Genomic DNA, 18,761 nt, shown 5'->3' on the forward strand with positions numbered 1-18,761 from the left:
AATAAAAACTCTAACTTTAAGGGGTCACTACCTTTTGACTTTACTTTCTGTAGCCTTTTTTTGAGTAACGGAAGAAACGAATCAAGGGATCAAGTGATAGCTGGACTGGATCTAACCTCGTATAACGGACATCCTCCACTGATTTTCTTCAGTATCTGTCCAAAATGGGACGAAAGGTTCCCTTGTCCTACTAGAAAAAATATTATCTATTTTCTAAAAATTGAATTGACACAATTTTAGCAATACATTATATTTCTAATTAGGGACCATTTAGAGACAATTGTCACTAAATAAAAGGAGAATTCATTTTATGGAAGTTAATATTGCGGCTTTTGGTTCAAGGGGTAATATGCAGACAGTCTTAGAAAGTGTTCCTCATGACAATATAAAGATTACTCCCTTCATATATGAAGACCCAAAGGAAAGTCCTGAATTGGTGCGGAAAGCCTATGGTTTTGATGCTTTATTTTTTACAGGTCCTGTTCCTTATTATTTCTCGCTTAAAGAAATTGAAGACAAAAAGCTTCCATCTGCTTTTATTCCTTTTGATGAATATGTTGTATCTCTATCACTGTATTATGTGAGGCATCATTTAGGTATTAATTCTAGTAAGTTGTCGTTTGATATTCATGATTCTCGATATATTTATAGTGTTTTAAAAGAACTAAAGGTGAATCCGGAATCTGTATTTATTAAGGAGTACCAAACGCTTATTAAAGAGGAGCTTCCTTTTAGCGACGAGCTTGTTCAATTTCATTATGATCTATGGATAAAGGGAAAAATCGATTTGGTGATCACTAGTATTAACTCAGTTTATGAAAAGCTAACGGGGCTTGGAGTTAATTGCTTTCGGATGATTGTTCCTCAGAAGAATATTTTAGATACATTGAATACTACATATACTCGAGGCGAGCTCATGCTAAGCAAGAAGTCACAAATTGCGGTTGGATTTGTCTCGATTAAAGAGTACGACGAAATCATGAAGAGAAAAGGGAAACTTGGCAGTCAAGAATTAGTGTTAGAGCTTCATCAACTGCTGCTTCAATTTGGTAAAGAAATAAATGCTTCCATTCACTATCTTGGGAATAACCAATATATTATTTTTGGGACAAGAGGACCTTTAGAGTATATTACAAATCAATACCAGGAGCTGTCCATTTTATCTAAGATTTATGAGTTATTAAATATTCATGTGAGTATGGGCTTCGGGTTCGGCATTAATGCAAATGAGGCGGAAGAAAATGCTCAAATTGCTTTGCATTACGCAGACCAAATACGAAACAAGGGAAGCAGCTATATTATTACGGATAGCAAGCTAGTTATTGGACCTTTAAATGAGAAAGTAACAGATTTCCATCTTCGCAGTGAAGATGACCAGACATTGGGCATTTCAGAAAAAACAGGTTTAAGTGTTTCGAATATTAGTAAGCTAATCAAGTTTTGGGAAATTCGTGATTATAAAGGTTTTACATCAAAAGATTTGGCGGAATATTTTCAGTTTAGCAAAAGAAGTTCCGATCGGATGCTAAAAAAATTATTGGATGCAAATATCATTTATATAAATGGGGAAGAGCAGCCTTTTTCAAAGGGAAGGCCACGCTCAGTTTATAAGGTTAAGAATAACGATACTCAAGTTAACAAGAAAGATAAGAGTGAATTCCTTTCCTTTCCCTCATAGATGAAAGCGTTTACGTTATAGTATTTCAGGAATTCTATAAATCCTTATTGAACATAATTTTTTTACAAAAAAGGAGATGTTTTTTCTTGTACTTATTAAAAGCAGCTAAGGTTATTTTAGGCTTCCCAGGAGATGTAATTAAAAACGGTGCCGTACTTGTCGAGGGGGACAAAATTATTGCAGCTGGGGAATACAGCCAGATTTCTTTTTTAAAAGATGACCAAACAAAGGAAATTGATTTAGGGGATGCTACTCTAATGCCAGGACTCATTGATGCACATGTCCATTTAGGATTTGACGGCAGTCCCAATCCGGTAAAAGAGATGATGGAAGCAACTGATTACCAGCTTCTTACGCAAATGATCTATAACGCAAAATTGCTTTTGCGATCAGGGGTTACTACCGCACGTGAGCTAGGTGCACGAAATTTCCTTGATCTAGTTGTAAAAGAAGCGATTGAAAAGGGAATGGCTGAAGGACCTAGCTTACTCGTTTCAAACCGACCGATTACGACTACCGGCGGACATTGCTGGTATATGGGCTGTGAATGCGATAATGCGACTGAGGTACGGAAAGCCGTTCGAGAGCATGCGAAGGCTGGGGCAGATTTAATTAAAATTATGGCTACTGGTGGAGCTTTAACAAAGGGATCTTCTCCTTGGGAAGCAAGGTTTACATTAGAGGAAATGCAGGCAGCAACGAATGAAGCCCATACTTTAGGACTGAAAGTAGCGTCCCATGCACATGGAACACCGGGGATTGAAACATCCATTGAAGCGGGAGTGGACACGATTGAGCACTGCTCGTGGTTTACAGAAAACGGTATTCAGTATGATGAAGATCAAGCAAGAAAACTAATTGAAAAAAATATATATGTTTGCCCAACGACCAATATTAGCTGGAAGATCGACCAAAGGCGAATTACAGAGCGAATTCCTCAGTTAAAACGGATGCATGAAATGGGTGTGAAGTTTATCTATGGCACAGATGCAGGGATTCCTCATGTGACACATGATAAATATGTCGATGGCTTGGAAGTATTAACGTATGCGGGAATGACTAATGGAGAGATTCTTGAATCAGCAACATCATTAGCTGCGGAAGCACTTGGCGTTTCTGATGTTACCGGATCTATTCAGGCAGGGAAACGTGCAGATCTTATCGCCATCGAAGGGGATCCACTGACAGATCTCGCTGTACTCCGAAATATTCAGTTTGTTATGACCAATGGAAAAATTCCAAGCTTTGTTTACGGGCTAGCAGCTTCTAAGCAGGCATTAGGAAATCAAATATAAAAGGGGGAAATTGAAATGAGAAAGGTTTTATCATTAGTACTTTTAGCAGTCATGGTTTTTGCATTAGCAGCATGTGGAGCACCTAAAGCACCAGTGACCAATCAGAGTGCAGGTGAGAAAAAGGAAGAGTCTTCAAAATCAGGAGAAGTAACAAGTATCACGGTTGCGGGGAACGGCGGAAAAATTGAAACGCTGATTCGTGATGAAATCGCACCAAAGTTCACAGAAGAAACAGGTATTAAAGTTAACTATGTTGCTGGATTATCAGGTGAAATTTATTCCAAATTGGAGCTTCAAAAGGATGCACCACAAATTGATGTAGCGACCTTTACGCCTGGAGATGTGATTAAAGCGGCAGGTGCTGGCCTAGCGGAGCAAATTGATAAATCGAATTTTCCGAACTTAAATAAAATGGATCAAAAATACATTTACAGTGATTATGGAGTACCGATTTTCGGATACACGGTAGGAATTGCTTACAACACAAACATTTTTAAGAAAAATGGGTGGGCAGAGCCGACTTCTTGGAATGATTTATACCGCGAGGAGTTCAAAGGTAAAACAGCTTATCCAGAAGTATCGAACGCATGGGGACATGCTGCTTATTACAATCTAGTAATGGCTAATGGCGGGGACCTTGAAAATATGGATCCAGCTATTGATAAGTTAAAGGAAGTTGCCGCTATCTCAGATACATTCTATAAAAACTCAACACAATTATTACCTGTTATTCAGCAGGAAACAGCAGCTGTATCGATTCTAGCAAACTATGTCGTTACTGACCTAGCGGATAGTAATTTACCTATTAAAATGATTATTCCTTCAGAAGGAGCACCATTGCAATCGCTTACAGCAGTAGTTGTGAAAAACACGCCTAAGAAGGAAGCAGCAGAGAAGTTCATCAACTTCGTTATTACAGAAACGTCACAGGAAGCAGTTGCTGGAGGCGGTTTCTACCCAGTGTTAGAGGGTGTATCTCTTCCTGAAAAATACGAATCTGTAATTGGCATCAAAGAATCGGATAAAGTCTATACACCAGATTTCAATAAGATTGCAGAAGTACATGAAATGTGGATCGAACGCTTTGCGAAGGAAGTTGTGCCAGAGCTGGGCAAAAAGCTGAAATAGCAGCAGGAGGAGGAATCATAGGAATATGCCTAATATTCAGTATGATGTAGACATTCAAGGAGTCAGCATGAGTTATGGTAAAAATACTATTTTGAATCAAATAGACCTCCAAATCAAGCAGGGTGAGCTATTGACCCTGCTTGGCCCATCAGGGTGCGGAAAATCAACAACTTTAAACATTATTGCTGGTTTTCTACATCCTGATCAAGGAGAGTTATTGATAAAGGGAAAGAAAATGAATAATGTCCCTTCTTATAAGAGGGATCTGGGCATGGTGTTTCAGGCATATTCGTTATTTCCACACATGACCGTTTATGAAAATTTAGCATTTGGTCTTAAGCTTAGAAAAATAGACAAGCAGGTCATCGCACAAAAAATCGAAAAAGCTTTAGCTTTAGTTAAAATGACGGGATTAGAGCAAAGATACCCAAGAGAATTATCAGGTGGTCAGCGTCAAAGGGTAGCCATCGCCAGAGCCCTCGTGGTTGAACCTACCTTATTATTGCTGGATGAGCCGCTTAGTAATTTGGATGCGAAATTGCGTGTTGAATTACGTGCAGAAATCAAACGGATGCAGAAGGATGTTGGGGTGACAACCGTATTCGTTACCCATGATCAAGATGAGGCATTATCTATGTCTGACCGAATTGTCGTCATGAATGCAGGGAAAATTGAGCAAATTGGCACACCTACAGAAATTTATCAGAATCCAGCATCGGAATTTGTTTTTCAATTCATCGGCAGCTCTAATTGCTTGGAAGGAACAGTTACTAGTATTGAAAATGAAGAATTTCATATTCGAATTAATGAAAAATGGAATATTCAGCTGCCTAAGGATTCCATTATCGGAAATGCCCAAATTGGAGTCAATGATGAGGTTAAGCTATATATAAGACCGGAACAAATCCATGTTGGCAGCAGCGTAACGGAAAAGCATCATGAGCTTACACATCTTGCGAAAATCGTCCAGATGAACTATTTGGGCTCTGCTTGGGAAGTAGAGGTGTTGATCGAAGGCGAGTATGCAATTAAAATTACTTGTCCAGAAATGAACCCGGCTTTTGCAGTGGGAAATGAGGTGGTCATCGGATGGAAACAATCAGACATGCGGATGACAAAGAAGTCGTAATGCCAACACCTCCAATAAAAAAGCCAAACTCCAATCGCTTGAAAAAGTTTTTACCTGGGTTTTTGCTTTTGCTGCCGCTTTTGCTATTTGTGCTTAGTTTTTTCGTTGTACCGATGCTTTATATCTTTTATTTGAGCTTTATTGATGTAAAAGAAGGGTTAAACGTCGATAATGCCGTTTATAGCTTCAATAATTATGTGAAGTTTTTCTCGGATCCGTATTATTTAAATTCGTTATGGCTAACGATTAAAATCAGCTTCTATACAGTTGTTTTCTGCTTACTGTTAGGCTATCCAGTTGCCTTAACAATGGCTAAATCATCAGCACGAGTACGCAGTATTTTAACATTGCTAGTCGTTTCACCGTTATTGATTAGTGTGGTTGTTCGTAACTTTGGCTGGTATTTATTATTGCTGCCAAATGGAACGATTAACACGTTTCTGATGAAAATGGGGATCATTGAGCAGCCAATTAAGCTGTTATTCTCTGAGATTGGTGTTGTTATTGGCTTAGCGAGCGCTTATCTGCCATTTATGATTTTAGCGATTGCGACAAGCCTTTATAATATTGATCCTTCACTGGAGAAGGCGAGCGGAATTTTAGGAGCAAGCCCATTAAGAACCTTTTTCTCCATCACGCTTCCCCTTAGTTTGCCTGGAATTGTGGCAGGAACAACATTAGTTTTCAGTGTATCAATGAGTGCGTACGTAACACCTGTTTTAATGGGTGGTGCAGGTGTACCAGTATTGCCTGTCGTCACATATGAACGAATCATGACCTTGTTTCAATGGACGTTCGGTTCAGCTATGTCTTACATTTTATTAGCCGCAACACTTGTAATCGTCATGATGTTTACACGATCTTTAGAAAGAAGCAAATTTGGGGAGGTGTTTCGTTAAATGAAGCTCATGCAGCCGTTTAGATTATTTGTTACAGGTATGTGTATCTTGTTTCTCCTATTACCTATTATTGTAACTGTTGTATCTTCCTTTACCGAAACAAGTTATCCAACCTTCCCACAGAAAGGATTTTCATTGCAATGGTATACAAAAATATTAGAGCGTCCCGAGTTTATTACCGCTTTTCTTAACAGTATTAAGTTTGCAGCGCTGGCTTCCTTTTTCGCTGTTATATTAGGGACATTGTGCTCGATCGCCATCGCAAAATATAATTTTTACGGAAAGACATTTCTTATCTCCCTTTTCACGGCACCCTTAACGGTACCGCAAATCGTTCTTGGTGTGGCATTGCTTATTTATTTTACGCCAATGGGACTGTCCGGGACATCGGTCGGTTATGTCATTTCCCATATAATCATTTGTGTTCCGTATATCATCCGGTTTGTCTTAACAGGGTTAAGCGGGTATGACTATACAATTGAACGTGCAGCCGTCATTCTGGGAGCCAAGCCGCTCGTCGTATTTTGGAAAGTCACATTGCCATTAATTCGATCAGCCATGATCTCAGGCGCGCTCTTCTCGTTCCTGATCTCATTTGATAACGTAACCCTATCCATCTTCATGGTATCACCAGAAGTACGCACCTTGCCGCTAGAACTATTTTCAAGAATGCAAGACTCCTACGACCCGCTAATCGCTTCCGTATCCAGCATCGTCGTACTCATAACAGTCATCTTCATTGCCATCCTCGAAAAAGTCTACGGCGTCGGCAAACTTTATGGAAGCCAATAGGGACGGTTCCCTTGTCCCGAATTAGAGTTTAACAACTGACCTGATTATTATTGTCCAAAGAACATGTGAATTTTAGCATGTGTTCTTTGGACTTTTTAGTTTGAGCAAAAACTTTTTCTTTGATTTCCCGGTTTATTTTTAGCTCCAATCATTTCCTGCATATTATAAATCTAGTTAAATACTCATAATAGTTTCCTCTTTAGTAAAAAACACTCGTCCTTGTTATGTGTCTTATAAAGAACAAAAAGATATCTTTTCTCTTGTTTTATTCTATATAAAGAAATATAATTATTTTAATGTTCTTTATAAAGAACTAATTGAGCACAGGTTTTGCCTATTAAAGAACATAACTTGTTTTGTGGAAGGGAGGCAAGCAAGGAAGTTAACGCAAAAAATCTAAAAATACTATAAATAGGGGGAAAGCACATTGAAAAAGAAAATTAGTCTAAGTCTATTTGCGGTTTTATTTGTGGCAATTGCTATTATGGGAACAGTTGCTTATTTTTCTAAGAGCTTTACTAGTACTAATAATACTGCAACAGCGGCTAAATTTGAGGTAGATGCTGTGAATAAAGATGGGTCTACCATTGGGAGTGCTGAATTTAATTTAGATGGTAAGCTATATCCTGGTATGAAAACGATTGAGGCCTATAGCTTCCAAATTCATAAGAATAAAACGGAAGTGCCGGTAGAATACAAGGTAAATTTAACTCCTGACGGGGAGCTTTTTCCTGAAGGAGGGGGTTCACCTATAGCTATGACTTTACAAAGAGAGATTGAGAATGAGTGGGTTAATATTGATTATTCAACTGCCTTTAGACCAAATAATGACATAGAAAGCTTCAAAATTTTAATTGATTGGCCACATGGCGATAACGATATTGATTTTCAAGGAAAGACTGGCAATATTAAATTAGAGGTCGTGGCTACACAAGTAGATGGCGATGAAACTGGTGGACCAACTGATCCTGAAAATCCGAATGACATTACCGCCAATTTAGCAAATACTGTTGAAGGTAAAGCAGCAAGTGAGGGGCAAAGTGCTATTTATAGTTATAAATTTGAAGAGGGATATGCTCCAAAAATGAGCAACTTCAAATTCAATATTTATGATGGTGATGGGTACGTTAATGAATGGTATATGGGTGGAACACAAAAAGTGGTGAACGGGGTTGTGTATCCAAGAACAGGTGCCGAAGTAGCAGAGGCCATTGTGCAGGATTTTTATGTAACACTAAAAGGCTCCTTTACCTCATTAACGAATAAATGGGATGTTACAAATGTAGGCAGTGAAGTCGTTTTTACTTCCAAAGCTAAAAAGGCCTACGATGGATTTAAGATTGTTGTTCCTGAAAAGGACAATCGTTCAGAAATTAAAGGTGAATTTTTTGCAAAACAAGAAGGTTCTGCAGGGCATAGCGGGATTCAGCAAGTGAGCACATTAACAATTCAAGGAACCGCTCAAAAAGCTGGAGCGCTTGATGTATCTTTCTTTGACGGAGTAACTAATGTTACAAAGACTATTAATCTAAATGCCGGTGACACTCCTGAAGCAATTGCTGCAAAAATTGCAAGTGAATTTGGCAGTTTAGCAGATTGGCATACAGCCCATGCAGAAGGTTCAGCAAACGTAGTCTTTACTGCAAAGGCCGCTGGAGAGAACAAGGAACTTACTATTACATTGACAAATAGGTAAATTAAAAAAGTGTACATGCTTTGTAAAATGTACCCTATAGAGTAGACACTTAAAAAAAGTGCTTTCTATAGGGTACTTTTTTTATATAATTTAATAACACAACTAGATCATACTGGAGACGGAGAAACATGAGTAAAAAGACTTTTACAGAGAAAGAAATCGTAATTTTATCTAAAAACCCCTATGTTAAATCTGTTAGTTCAAAAGGAATCACTTATTCAGATGAGTTTAAACAACATTTTGTTTCAGAATATAGTAAGGGGAAGTTTTCAAGGCAGATCTTTGAAGAAGCGGGTTTTGACGTTGATATCATCGGAATGAAAAGAATTAAATCTGCTTCCGAACGTTGGAGAGCTGCTTATAAGGCTGAAGGCGTATTGGGGTTTAGAGACACCAGAAAAGATAGCTCTGGAAGGCCACGATTAAAAGAACTAACAATTGAGGAGAAATATGCGAGATTAGAAGCTCAGATGAATCTTGTAAAAGCAGAGAATGAACTCTTAAAAAAGATTCGTATGTTAGAAAGGGGGCTGAAAAGCTAAAGCTTCCAATTAGTCAAAAGTACATTCTTATTCGTGAAATTATTGAAAAATTCAACTTGAAACACATGGTTAAATACCTCTGTGAGGTTGCCGGTGTGTCAAGAAGTGGTTACTACAATTATTTCTCAGCTAAGGCAGAAGAAAGACGGAAATATCAAGAAGTGAAAGATGAAGAGGCAAAAGTCATAATCTTAAAGGCTTTTCACTTACGTCAATCCATGTCCAGAAGAGGAAACTGTTGGGACAACGCACCTATAGAATCATTTTTTGGTCATCTTAAAGATGAAGTTGATATAAAATTATGTAAAACAATTGAAGAGCTTCAACGGGAAATCGACAAATATATCCGCCACTATAACCATACAAGATATCAATGGAACCTAAAAAAGATGACTCCTGTTCAATACAGAAATCATCTTCTTCAGGTAGCATAGGCCTTTTTTAAAAATGTCCTTTACAAAGGGTACACTTTATTGTAAAGTGTACCCTTTTTATTCTCTTTACATCCTGTCAGAGTGGGACAAATGGGACCAGACCCTATGTCCCACTTTTAAATTCCTGAATCGACATCCGATTTTCATCATATCGCTCAGTATATTTATTATTGGTATATTCGGAAATGACACTTCTCCAAAAAGCTTGGGCAGGATAGTTTTTCTTTACCTGTGTAACAAACCAGTTTCCTGGGAATCTATTGAATAATTCAACCGCTGCCATTTTTCCGTATCCTTTTCCTTTATATTTTTTAATGATAAAAAACTCCTCCATCGCATTTGGAGAGGTGTCTGTTTCACTTTCAACTAGAGCAAAGCCAATAAACTCATCTCCAAGCTTCACAAAAAAAGCATGATACTGATCTTCCGTCCAATATTTATCTAAATCAAACGGCTTATAAAGCCCGTTATCTTCTAATGTAATAGATGAAAGATATTGACTAAATTCATAAATATAAAATTGAATCAGATTTTGTAATATATTCTGCTGGTGCATTTCGACTGGAACTATTCTTAACATATTAATTCTCCTTTTTTGATGGAATAGGGTGACTGGCATTGTACTATACTACCATAATTTTACATCTTACATGTTAACTAGTGTTAAAATGAACTTTTATGTAAAAACAATAAATAACAATATAACCAATTAATAGAATCATAGCGTTATTCGTACTTGGAAATCAACACATGGCCCTATCTATATATCGAAAAAAGCTAACAATCACGGAGTTTTTTATTTTCTCCATTGTTAGCTCTAAGGTTAAGTCTCGAATGAAACTTAATTTTGCTTTTATACAGTGGTTTCCGAAGTATTAGACACCGGTTTATTATCTTCAACGTCTTTTATAAATTGTTTAATATAGTCAAAGTACGCATCTGCGTCATCCCACATGGAGAGGTGACTGCCTTTTTCGCAAATGCAGACACGGGAGTTTGGAATGCGGCGTCCCATTTCTTCTTTGTCTTCAACAGCCATTGTATCGTATTTGCCGCCAAGGAGAAGAGTAGGTACTGTTATTTCTTGCAGGTTATCCCAACGATCCCAGTCCTTAAAAGTCCCCGTCACTAGAAATTCGTTTGGCCCTTGCATTGTATTGTAGATTTGTTCATTAATGTTAGAGAGACCCCTAACAACAGGATCCGGCCATGGGTCGAGTCTGCAAATATGCTTTTTATATAAATGCTCTTCTAAAAGTTTTTCGTATTCTGGGTGTTTATAGTTTCCTTGTTCTTCATATACTGCTAGTTTATTAATGATTTCTGCCGGAAGCTTATTTCTTAAATGATTTATACTTTTTACATACGAAGGAATACTAGCCGTCATATTAGAGATAATTAATCCTTTTAAATTTTTCTGGTATTTAAGAGCATATTCGATGCCGAGAAAACCGCCCCATGAGGAACCAAATAAATAAAATTGATCTAAATCTAAATGCTTTCGAACTTCTTCAACCTCTTCCCGGAATCGTTCCACATTCCATAACGATGGATCATTAGGCTGATCGGAATGATAAGATCCTAGCTGATCATAAAAGTAAATCTCAATACCTTCCTGTGGTAAATAATCTTGGAATGATAATAAATATTCGTGAGTACTTCCAGGGCCGCCATGCAAGAGAAGAATTTTAATTGGGCTATCTCCCACTTTTCTTGTCCAGACATGAAAACCTCCGCTGATTGGAACAATTTGTGTTTGACCTTTCATTCCTAACACCTCGTCATTTGAATTTTGATTTTCAAAAAAATTATATTAACCGTGGCATATTATTAATTTTAGGCATTCTAAATCGAGCAATTACATCTATTGGAGAGGGTTTGCAGCATTGGCACATTTGGACATCCCCAGCGACCGACATAAGTAAATAGGCATCAGTAGGAGAGAGATTCCATTTTTTTACTAAGAGATCCTGCATATCTTCACATGCGATTTGGATTGCACGAGTGGTATCATCACTTGATGCGACAGTATACCAGCTATCATCTGTTTCTACTAAAGGCCGTGAAAGGGATTCTCCCTTTAGAGTAGAAATAGTTGTTTCCACGATCCCTGCCGTCTCCACGCCAGTCCCGCAGATTTCACCATCCCCCATGGAGGCATGAACATCTCCAAGACTAAACAAAGCTCCCGGAACATTTACAGGAAGGTAAACGATTGAACCTTTTGTAATCACATGATTATCAATATTACCGCCGTGATCACCAGGTAAACCGCATGGAACATCTTCGTCAGCGGGAGCACAGCCAATGACACCGATCATAGGTGTTGCATCAAATGAAATTTCCTCATTAAAATGTATAGTTCTGCTGTTTTCGATTTCTACTATTTTTGTCCGGGTTTCTGCTCGATGGACTAATACACCTATATCTGGAAGGGTGCTGATTACTCCCCAGCTCCTTACTGTCACATCATGAATTTCAACCTTCAAAATATCACCAGGACGAGCATCCTCTACAAAAACAGGGCCGGTTGCTGGGTTTACTTTTGAAAAATCGATCGATGTTACAAAATCTTGCTCTGTTTTAATCTGGTTTGTAAAACAATCATAAGTTTCAAAAACTACCTTTTCCCCGCTTCTAATCGTTAACTTGGGCTTATTATTTTTTGAAAAGCTATAAATAGATTGTTCAGGCTTTAACCTATGCACTTTTTCCCCTCCCATTGTTAAAGTACGACAGAATACCGACTAAGATGTCTTTTCGGAAATAACATTAAGGGAGGTGGAAACATTAGTCAATATATTTAGATAAATAAAACTATTTTAAATATTATGATGATTAAATATTTAAGATATCATGATTCATATTTGAAACTTTATAAGTTTCATAGTTGCCATAATGATGACAACATCAAATATAGAAAAAGGAGCTGATTTGTTTGAAGAAGGTAAACTTAGCATTTTTTGCAGTTATTCTTGTACTATCAATCTTTTTAAGTGCCTGCAGTAATGACAACAAAGCCTCGACAAATGATAAAGAAAAAGGGGAGGCAGGATCTGGGGGGACTGTCACGTTTGGATTACCAGGTGATATCGTTTCGTTAGACCCAGCGTTTTCTTATGACTTTACAACAAACCCTGTTGTAACACAGATTACTGAAGGATTATTAAAGTTTGATGAAAATGGACATCTGCAGCCGTTGTTAGCTGAAAGCTGGGAAAATCCCGATCCACATACTTATATTTATAAACTAAGGCAAGATGTAAAGTTTTCTGACGGAACGCCAATGACAGTAGACGATGTTATTTTTTCAATGGAAAGGGTAAAGGAGCCAAGCACGGCATCCTATGTTGGATGGATGTATGCGAATGTTGATAAGATTGAAAAGGTTGATGATTGGACAATTAAAGTAACATTATCTCAGCCGGACACACTATGGCGCTATGTACCTGCTACAACAGGTGGTCATGTTATTAGCAAAGCTTATTACGAAGAACATAAGAATAACTTTGGAAAACCAGACGGCGGCGTCATGGGAACAGGACCGTTTAAATATGTAAGCTGGCAAACAGGTTCTGAAATTGCACTAGCTAAAAACGAGAATTATTGGGATAAAACTGGAGGGCCATATCTAAATCAAGTTGTGTTTAAAGTACTTCCTGAAGGAACTACAAGAGTCACTGGTTTAAAAACAAACCAAATTACCGCTACGATTGGCTTGCCGCTTGATTTAATCCCTGTTGTTCAAGGAATGGAAAATGTAAAGATTGATATGGTAGACAGCTTTTTAAGTGACTTTATTGCTATGAATGTTGAAGTAGAGCCTTTTAATGATGTTAATGTTCGAAAAGCACTTAACTATGCTTTAGATAAGAAAAAAATTATGGATGAAATTGTAAAAGAAGCAGGTTCCCCTGCAAAGGCAGTTCCAATTGGCCCTTCACAATGGTTATTTGCCGAGGATAAATGGGAAAAGGCATATAATGAACTGCCAGATTACACATATGATTTAGCGAAAGCGAAGGAATATATGGCAAAGTCATCGGTTCCTAATGGATTTAATGCTACAATCCTTACTGACAGTGACACTCTAAGATTAAACTCTGCGTTGGCTCTACAAGCTGCAGCTAAAGAACTGGGCATCAATCTAGAAATTGAGAAGGTCACAAATGAAGAGCTAAATACTAGGGCATTTGGTGGTGCTAGAGATTACGATATATTAATGATTGTTTGGGGATCAGATTTCCCGGATCCTGTAGGAAATCTCCAGCCTGTATTCCATTCAAATAATCGTGGGGATGGCGGTTCTAACTTTGCTAATTATAGCAATCCAACGGTTGATAAATACCTAGATGAACAAGCAGTACTAACAGATGATGAAAGACGAACAGAATTGATGATTGAAGCTGAAAAAATTATTGCAGAGGATACACCGTGGATTATGATTGATCATCCAAAGCAAATAATGGCCTCGAACAAAGATTTAGAAGGCTATAATATTTCATCATTCTGGTATTGGGATGCATTTACTAAAAATATGAAATTGAAATAATTCCTAAGAAAGGGGAGGTTTGTAAAAATCTCTTCTTTCTTTTTTGGGTCTAAAGATATATGATGTAATTAATATAATATTCTGACAAAATAAGGGGAATCATGAATGGTTTTGTCACTTTCTATGTTCACAGTTATTATTGTTTTTGGAATTGTTGGCGGTATAGCCGGACTAACGATTTTTGTGTCCCTTCTTATATTTGAACAAGAACATGAATATTTAAAAATAGATAAAAAGAAAACAGAATTAGAAAGTTTATTAAAAGAAGCACAGTTAAGTCATTTAGCCTCCCAAATCCATCCGCACTTTTTATTCAATTCATTAAATACCATTACCTCGTTAATTAGGCTTAATAAAAACCATGAAGCTGAGGATGCAGTCTATGCCATTTCTTCGCTATTACGGTATACCATTAGGGAAAATCACCAGCTTGTTAAAGTTAGTGAAGAAATCCAAAGTATTCAAATGTATTTAAAAATTCAGCAGCTGCGTTTTGGAAGCCGATTAAATTGGGAGATTGATCATAGTAAGGATTTAGATGACTTTAAAATACCAATGCTGACTATTCAGCCTTTGGTTGAAAATGCCTGTAAGCATGGAATCGAACCTAATATAAGAGGAGGGTTCATTAAGATTTCAACTTATAAAAGCAATGGCAGGCTGCGAATTCGAATTATGGACAACGGAGTTGGGATGCCAATAGAAAAGATTGAACACTTTAATCAATGGAAAGAACGTGGAGGAGAGGAAGGGGATTTTGGTATTGGCATTAAAAATACTTATTTGCGATTGAAACATTTTTTTGGTGAAGCAGCTGACTTAGCTATTGTTAGTTCTTCAGAAGGGACTAGCTGTCTCATTTCGCTTAAGGAGGGAATAGAGTATGAAAATTCTGCTAGTTGATGATGAACCGCTAGAACTTCTAAATCTAAAGAAAATCCTGAATGACTTTGGCGAGAGAGATGTGATTCTTGTTGAAAACGGTCTAGACGCTATAGATACTTTAAAAAACGAACAAATTGATATGATTTTTTTAGATATAAAAATGCCAGGATTATCTGGGCTAGAAACATTGGAGATTATTAGGAAGGATTGGCCGGATAAGGTTGTTGCCATCGTCTCTGCCTATAGTGATTTTCAATATGCCCAAAAGGCAATCGAATTAGGGGCAAGCTCCTATTTATTAAAGCCTTTCCGTAAACAAGACTTTATTGAAACCTTTATGAAGCTGCGTACTCTTTGGGATGAAAAAAGGTCTAGGAATATGCTGTTCAAACAATCATTATTGGAAAATTTAATTTACGGAGAAGGACATCTTCCGAATAGTGAGGTTTTGCGTTACTTTACGTTTATTCCAAAAGTCGTTGTCACCATAAAATGTGAGCTTGCAAATTGGAAGGAGAACTTCGTAAACTATTTCTCGCAGATAGAGGGATATTTAACTCCTGAGCCTATCGGGGATGTCTTTTTGTATATTACAAGCAAACAAAACTTAGAAATCACGATGGAAAAAATCCTTCAGCTAGAAATTGAATTAGGGGATTCGTTTGTTTACGGTTATGGAGTGTCTAATCAATTAAAGAATTCTTATCAGGATGCTCTGAAATATATGGATACGAAGGATGAATCCATTGTAAACCGCAGTATGCAATTTATTCAAACTAATTATTACAAGGCCCTTACCTTAACTGATGTGGCGCAAGCAGTCCATGTTAGTGTCTCTCATTTAAATCGCCTTTTGAAAAAAGAGAAGGGGAAGACATTTACGGAGATTCTATTAAATGTACGAATCAATAAGGCTAAGGAGCTGTTAAAACAAAATTATAATGTAGAGGTTGTCTCCGATATGGTTGGCTTTAATAGCCCAGCATACTTTGCTGTTAGCTTTAAAAAATTTACCGGTATATCGCCAAGCCAATATAAAAGGGGAATTGGGTGAACGGATCATGGCGACAAAAATGCTTAATAAATTGGCTGCTTGGATCACTCCTGTCATCTTCCTATTATCAGCTCAAATTGCTATAGAGCATGGTGTTTTTGGCCTCCTCGGCTTTTCTTTCTTAGGTGCTTTGTCATTTTTGCTCATTTACTTTCTGCAAAGACGACACCGATATATGCTATTGGATGAAAAATTTAAAAGTCTAATTTATGTTTTACTATTATTTGAGATTACCGCTTGTACCATTAATGTCGTTGAAGTGATTGTTTCGAAGTCGTTTCAAAACTTCTTATCCATTATTAATGTTTCCATCATTCTGTTTATTGTAGTTATTATCATGTTCCTACAAAGTAAAAATAGGAATTGGCTTTATGTATGTATGATTATTCTAGGCTTAATTTTTTCCTTTTTAATTCCTACGTTGGTGTATTTGAAAGTAAGCATTCCGACAGTCTATTCAGGGCTGCACTTTCTGGCGAATGACATGCTGCGCTTTGATAACCATTTGACATGGCAGTTACTTGTTGTTATAGGCGTTATTTTCCTTTCTCATCAAATTCTTTATCATTTATTTTTTATGAAAAATGAGAGTACGGCTAAGTTCGGAATATATCTTGTATCGTCCCTAATTTGGCTAGTTGTCCCAATTTCAATAGGGTCTCTTGCTTTTCTAGCAAAAGCTCAAGCCATCTGGCCCGAATTAAGTGATCAAGTAAGTGTCCTTGTTATCAATCAATTTGGCGGCGCTTTTGGTCAGACGATATTATATGTCACCTGTTTCTTTCTTTTAATAAGCCAAAGTGTTGTTATTTGGGATAACTTTAAGAAACGTTACCAAGATAAACTGCCATTTATATCGATCCTTTTAGTGGTTATACCTTTAATTATCGTGCTAACTTTTAAAATCACACTCCTTGATATTCTCCTTTTCTTCGGATTGTTATGGGGTCCTTTATTAGGTGTGATCGTTTGGCCGTCACATAAACATCTTATCAATCGGTTTGTGTTTTCAGTGGGAGTCTTAATTGCCTTTATTCTAACCGCACTATATTCAACTATGATTGCAATAGTAGTTAGCACTCTATTTTCATTCATGATAATGATGATATTCCATTATGCAGGATCGATTAAAACATATGAGAAAAGAGAGGTTTTTCATAAGGGCTAAATCCACAGGTTAACAAAAAGAGCTTTCCAGAAGTCAAAGGATGACATGATGGAAGGCTTTTTTTATTTGGCTGTTTTCTAAAAGATTGTTTCTTTTTTTACAATCTTGATAACGCATAGTGGATTGGAGCGGAAGGCACTTGACTCCTCCAAAATACATCCGTATTTTGTCGTGCGGTGTTAATCCAAGGATGTTAATCAATATCCTGCGGGAAATAGAGGAAAGTCGAGACCCCGCAGACGGAACAGCGAGAAGGCTCGACTTCCTCCCCGCGATCGTTGCGTGCCTGAAGCGGAAAGGAACGGTTCACTATTTAGTGTTAAAACAACAAAGTTTACGAAAACAGCCTTTTATATTGTCAGGTTGGATGTCCTAACATTTAAGAACTGCTAATGAATTAAATATTTAAGAAATAATGATTAAATTTTTAAAAGATGTAGGTAAGGATGTTGTTAAAATAATTATTAATATTCGGAAAATTATATCAATAGGAGGTTAAGTCAAATTGTGTTTTCAAAAGTTTAATAGATAAAATTTTATTATAAAGGTGGTGTAGTGATGTTTTTTTATATTGTTCGAAGGTTATTGCTTCTAATCCCTGTGTTGTTCTTAGTTTCGATTTTAATATTTGGGATGTCCCATTTAAGCCCAACAGATCCTGCTTTAGTAATGGTTGGGGGCAAACAGACGACGCCTGAGGTACTGGAAAGTATACGAGAGAAATACCATTTGAACGAAGATATTGTCACTCAGTATATGTATTGGATTAAAGATGCTATCCGGGGGGATTTAGGAGAAAGCTTTAAGATGAAACAGTCAGTTTCCAGTATGATCGCTGACCGTTTGCCATTAACCATCCAGCTCGTACTTATGAGTGCAGCCATTACCTTTTTAATAGCAGTGCCCCTAGGGATTATTGCAGCTGTGAAAAAGAATACATGGGTGGATTATGTATCTTCATTATTTGCTCTGAGTGGGGTTTCATCTCCTGTATTTTTCACAGGGGTTTTACTAGTACTTTTATTTTCTTATAAACTTGATATTTTACCAGCGTTTGGGACAGGGGATAACGTGATTGAGAACTTTAAATATTTATTCCTGCCTGCCCTTGCTCTCGGAGTGAATATGATTGCTCTTAGCTCACGGATTACGAGGAGCGGAATGATTGAGGTATTGAACACAAATTATATTCAAACAGCTATTGCAAAAGGAATGCCGAAAAGCGTCATTATCATTAAGCACGGGTTGAAAAATGCACTCATTCCATTACTGACGGTAACAGGACTGCAGCTTGGCTTTTTAGTTGTAGGGACCGTTTTAGTCGAGTATACATTTGGGCTTGGTGGAATAGGGAGTTTAATTATTAATGGGGTTCAAACAAGCGATTATCCAGTTGTTCAGGGGACAGCCCTATTTATGGTTACGATTTTCCTTTTAATTAACCTTTTAGTAGATGTATTATACGCAGTTATTGATCCTAGAATTCGATATTAATATTTTCGGAGGTGA

Annotated in this window: 15 protein-coding genes and 1 pseudogene; 13 read left to right on the forward strand and 3 right to left on the reverse strand. The window is 37.3% G+C overall.

The annotated features are described in order from the left end of the window. Positions 1–310: 310 nt before the first annotated feature. The 8 genes and pseudogenes from H0173_RS04045 to H0173_RS04080 all read left to right on the forward strand — a co-directional run bounded on the left by H0173_RS04045 (position 311) and on the right by H0173_RS04080 (position 9,593). Positions 311–1,678 carry a hypothetical protein gene (locus tag H0173_RS04045; RefSeq protein WP_221844853.1) on the forward strand — a complete coding sequence of 456 codons (1,368 nt, stop codon included), beginning with the start codon at positions 311–313 and terminating at the stop codon, positions 1,676–1,678. Between the two features lie 86 nt (positions 1,679–1,764). Further along, positions 1,765–2,973, forward strand: a complete 1,209-nt coding sequence (locus H0173_RS04050; RefSeq protein ID WP_221844855.1) for a metal-dependent hydrolase family protein — start codon at positions 1,765–1,767, stop codon at positions 2,971–2,973. Positions 2,974–2,988: 15 nt separating this feature from the next. Then, positions 2,989–4,101 (forward strand): ABC transporter substrate-binding protein, encoded by a 1,113-nt coding sequence (locus H0173_RS04055; protein WP_221844857.1) that lies wholly within the window; start codon positions 2,989–2,991, stop codon positions 4,099–4,101. Between the two features lie 25 nt (positions 4,102–4,126). Next, positions 4,127–5,230 carry an ABC transporter ATP-binding protein gene (locus H0173_RS04060; RefSeq protein ID WP_221844859.1) on the forward strand — a complete coding sequence of 368 codons (1,104 nt, stop codon included), beginning with the start codon at positions 4,127–4,129 and terminating at the stop codon, positions 5,228–5,230. Beyond that, positions 5,191–6,129 (forward strand): ABC transporter permease, encoded by a 939-nt coding sequence (locus H0173_RS04065; protein ID WP_221844861.1) that lies wholly within the window; start codon positions 5,191–5,193, stop codon positions 6,127–6,129. The genes H0173_RS04060 and H0173_RS04065 overlap by 40 nt, the downstream gene beginning before the upstream one ends. Then, the gene (locus tag H0173_RS04070) at positions 6,130–6,921 is read left to right on the forward strand and encodes an ABC transporter permease (RefSeq protein WP_221844863.1); all 792 of its coding nucleotides are present in this window, start codon (positions 6,130–6,132) and stop codon (positions 6,919–6,921) included. It abuts the gene before it with no gap. Between the two features lie 427 nt (positions 6,922–7,348). Further along, positions 7,349–8,617, forward strand: a complete 1,269-nt coding sequence (locus tag H0173_RS04075; protein WP_221844865.1) for a hypothetical protein — start codon at positions 7,349–7,351, stop codon at positions 8,615–8,617. 128 nt (positions 8,618–8,745) lie between these two features. Continuing rightward, a pseudogene (locus tag H0173_RS04080) lies at positions 8,746–9,593 on the forward strand (IS3 family transposase). Positions 9,594–9,696: 103 nt separating this feature from the next. Here H0173_RS04080 and H0173_RS04085 read toward each other — a convergent pair. The 3 genes from H0173_RS04085 to H0173_RS04095 form a co-directional block, all read right to left on the reverse strand. Further along, on the reverse strand, positions 9,697–10,173 hold the full coding sequence (locus H0173_RS04085) for a GNAT family N-acetyltransferase (protein WP_221844867.1): 477 nt from the start codon (positions 10,171–10,173) through the stop codon (positions 9,697–9,699). A 273-nt stretch (positions 10,174–10,446) separates the two neighbouring features. Beyond that, positions 10,447–11,361, reverse strand: a complete 915-nt coding sequence (locus tag H0173_RS04090) for a proline iminopeptidase-family hydrolase (RefSeq protein ID WP_221844869.1) — start codon at positions 11,359–11,361, stop codon at positions 10,447–10,449. Between the two features lie 40 nt (positions 11,362–11,401). Continuing rightward, positions 11,402–12,301, reverse strand: a complete 900-nt coding sequence (locus H0173_RS04095) for an acetamidase/formamidase family protein (protein WP_221844871.1) — start codon at positions 12,299–12,301, stop codon at positions 11,402–11,404. 230 nt (positions 12,302–12,531) lie between these two features. On the opposite strand from H0173_RS04095, the gene H0173_RS04100 reads away from it, so the two are divergent. The 5 genes from H0173_RS04100 (at position 12,532) to H0173_RS04120 (ending at position 18,746) form a co-directional block, all read left to right on the forward strand. After that, complete coding sequence (locus H0173_RS04100; protein WP_221844873.1) at positions 12,532–14,145, forward strand: ABC transporter substrate-binding protein; 1,614 nt, start codon at positions 12,532–12,534, stop codon at positions 14,143–14,145. A 105-nt stretch (positions 14,146–14,250) separates the two neighbouring features. Continuing rightward, a complete protein-coding gene (locus H0173_RS04105) occupies positions 14,251–15,048 on the forward strand; it encodes a sensor histidine kinase (RefSeq protein WP_221844875.1) in 798 nt (265 codons plus the stop codon). After that, positions 15,029–16,084, forward strand: coding sequence for a response regulator transcription factor (locus tag H0173_RS04110; protein ID WP_221844877.1), 1,056 nt, complete (start codon positions 15,029–15,031; stop codon positions 16,082–16,084). The genes H0173_RS04105 and H0173_RS04110 overlap by 20 nt, the downstream gene beginning before the upstream one ends. Positions 16,085–16,091: 7 nt before the next feature. Further along, positions 16,092–17,252 (forward strand): hypothetical protein, encoded by a 1,161-nt coding sequence (locus H0173_RS04115; RefSeq protein ID WP_221844879.1) that lies wholly within the window; start codon positions 16,092–16,094, stop codon positions 17,250–17,252. Positions 17,253–17,810: 558 nt separating this feature from the next. After that, on the forward strand, positions 17,811–18,746 hold the full coding sequence (locus H0173_RS04120) for an ABC transporter permease (protein WP_221844881.1): 936 nt from the start codon (positions 17,811–17,813) through the stop codon (positions 18,744–18,746). The last annotated feature ends 15 nt before the right edge of the window (positions 18,747–18,761 follow it).

This window comes from Bacillus sp. S/N-304-OC-R1, assembly GCF_019749375.1.
In the GTDB taxonomy this organism is placed as follows: domain Bacteria; phylum Bacillota; class Bacilli; order Bacillales; family Cytobacillaceae; genus Cytobacillus.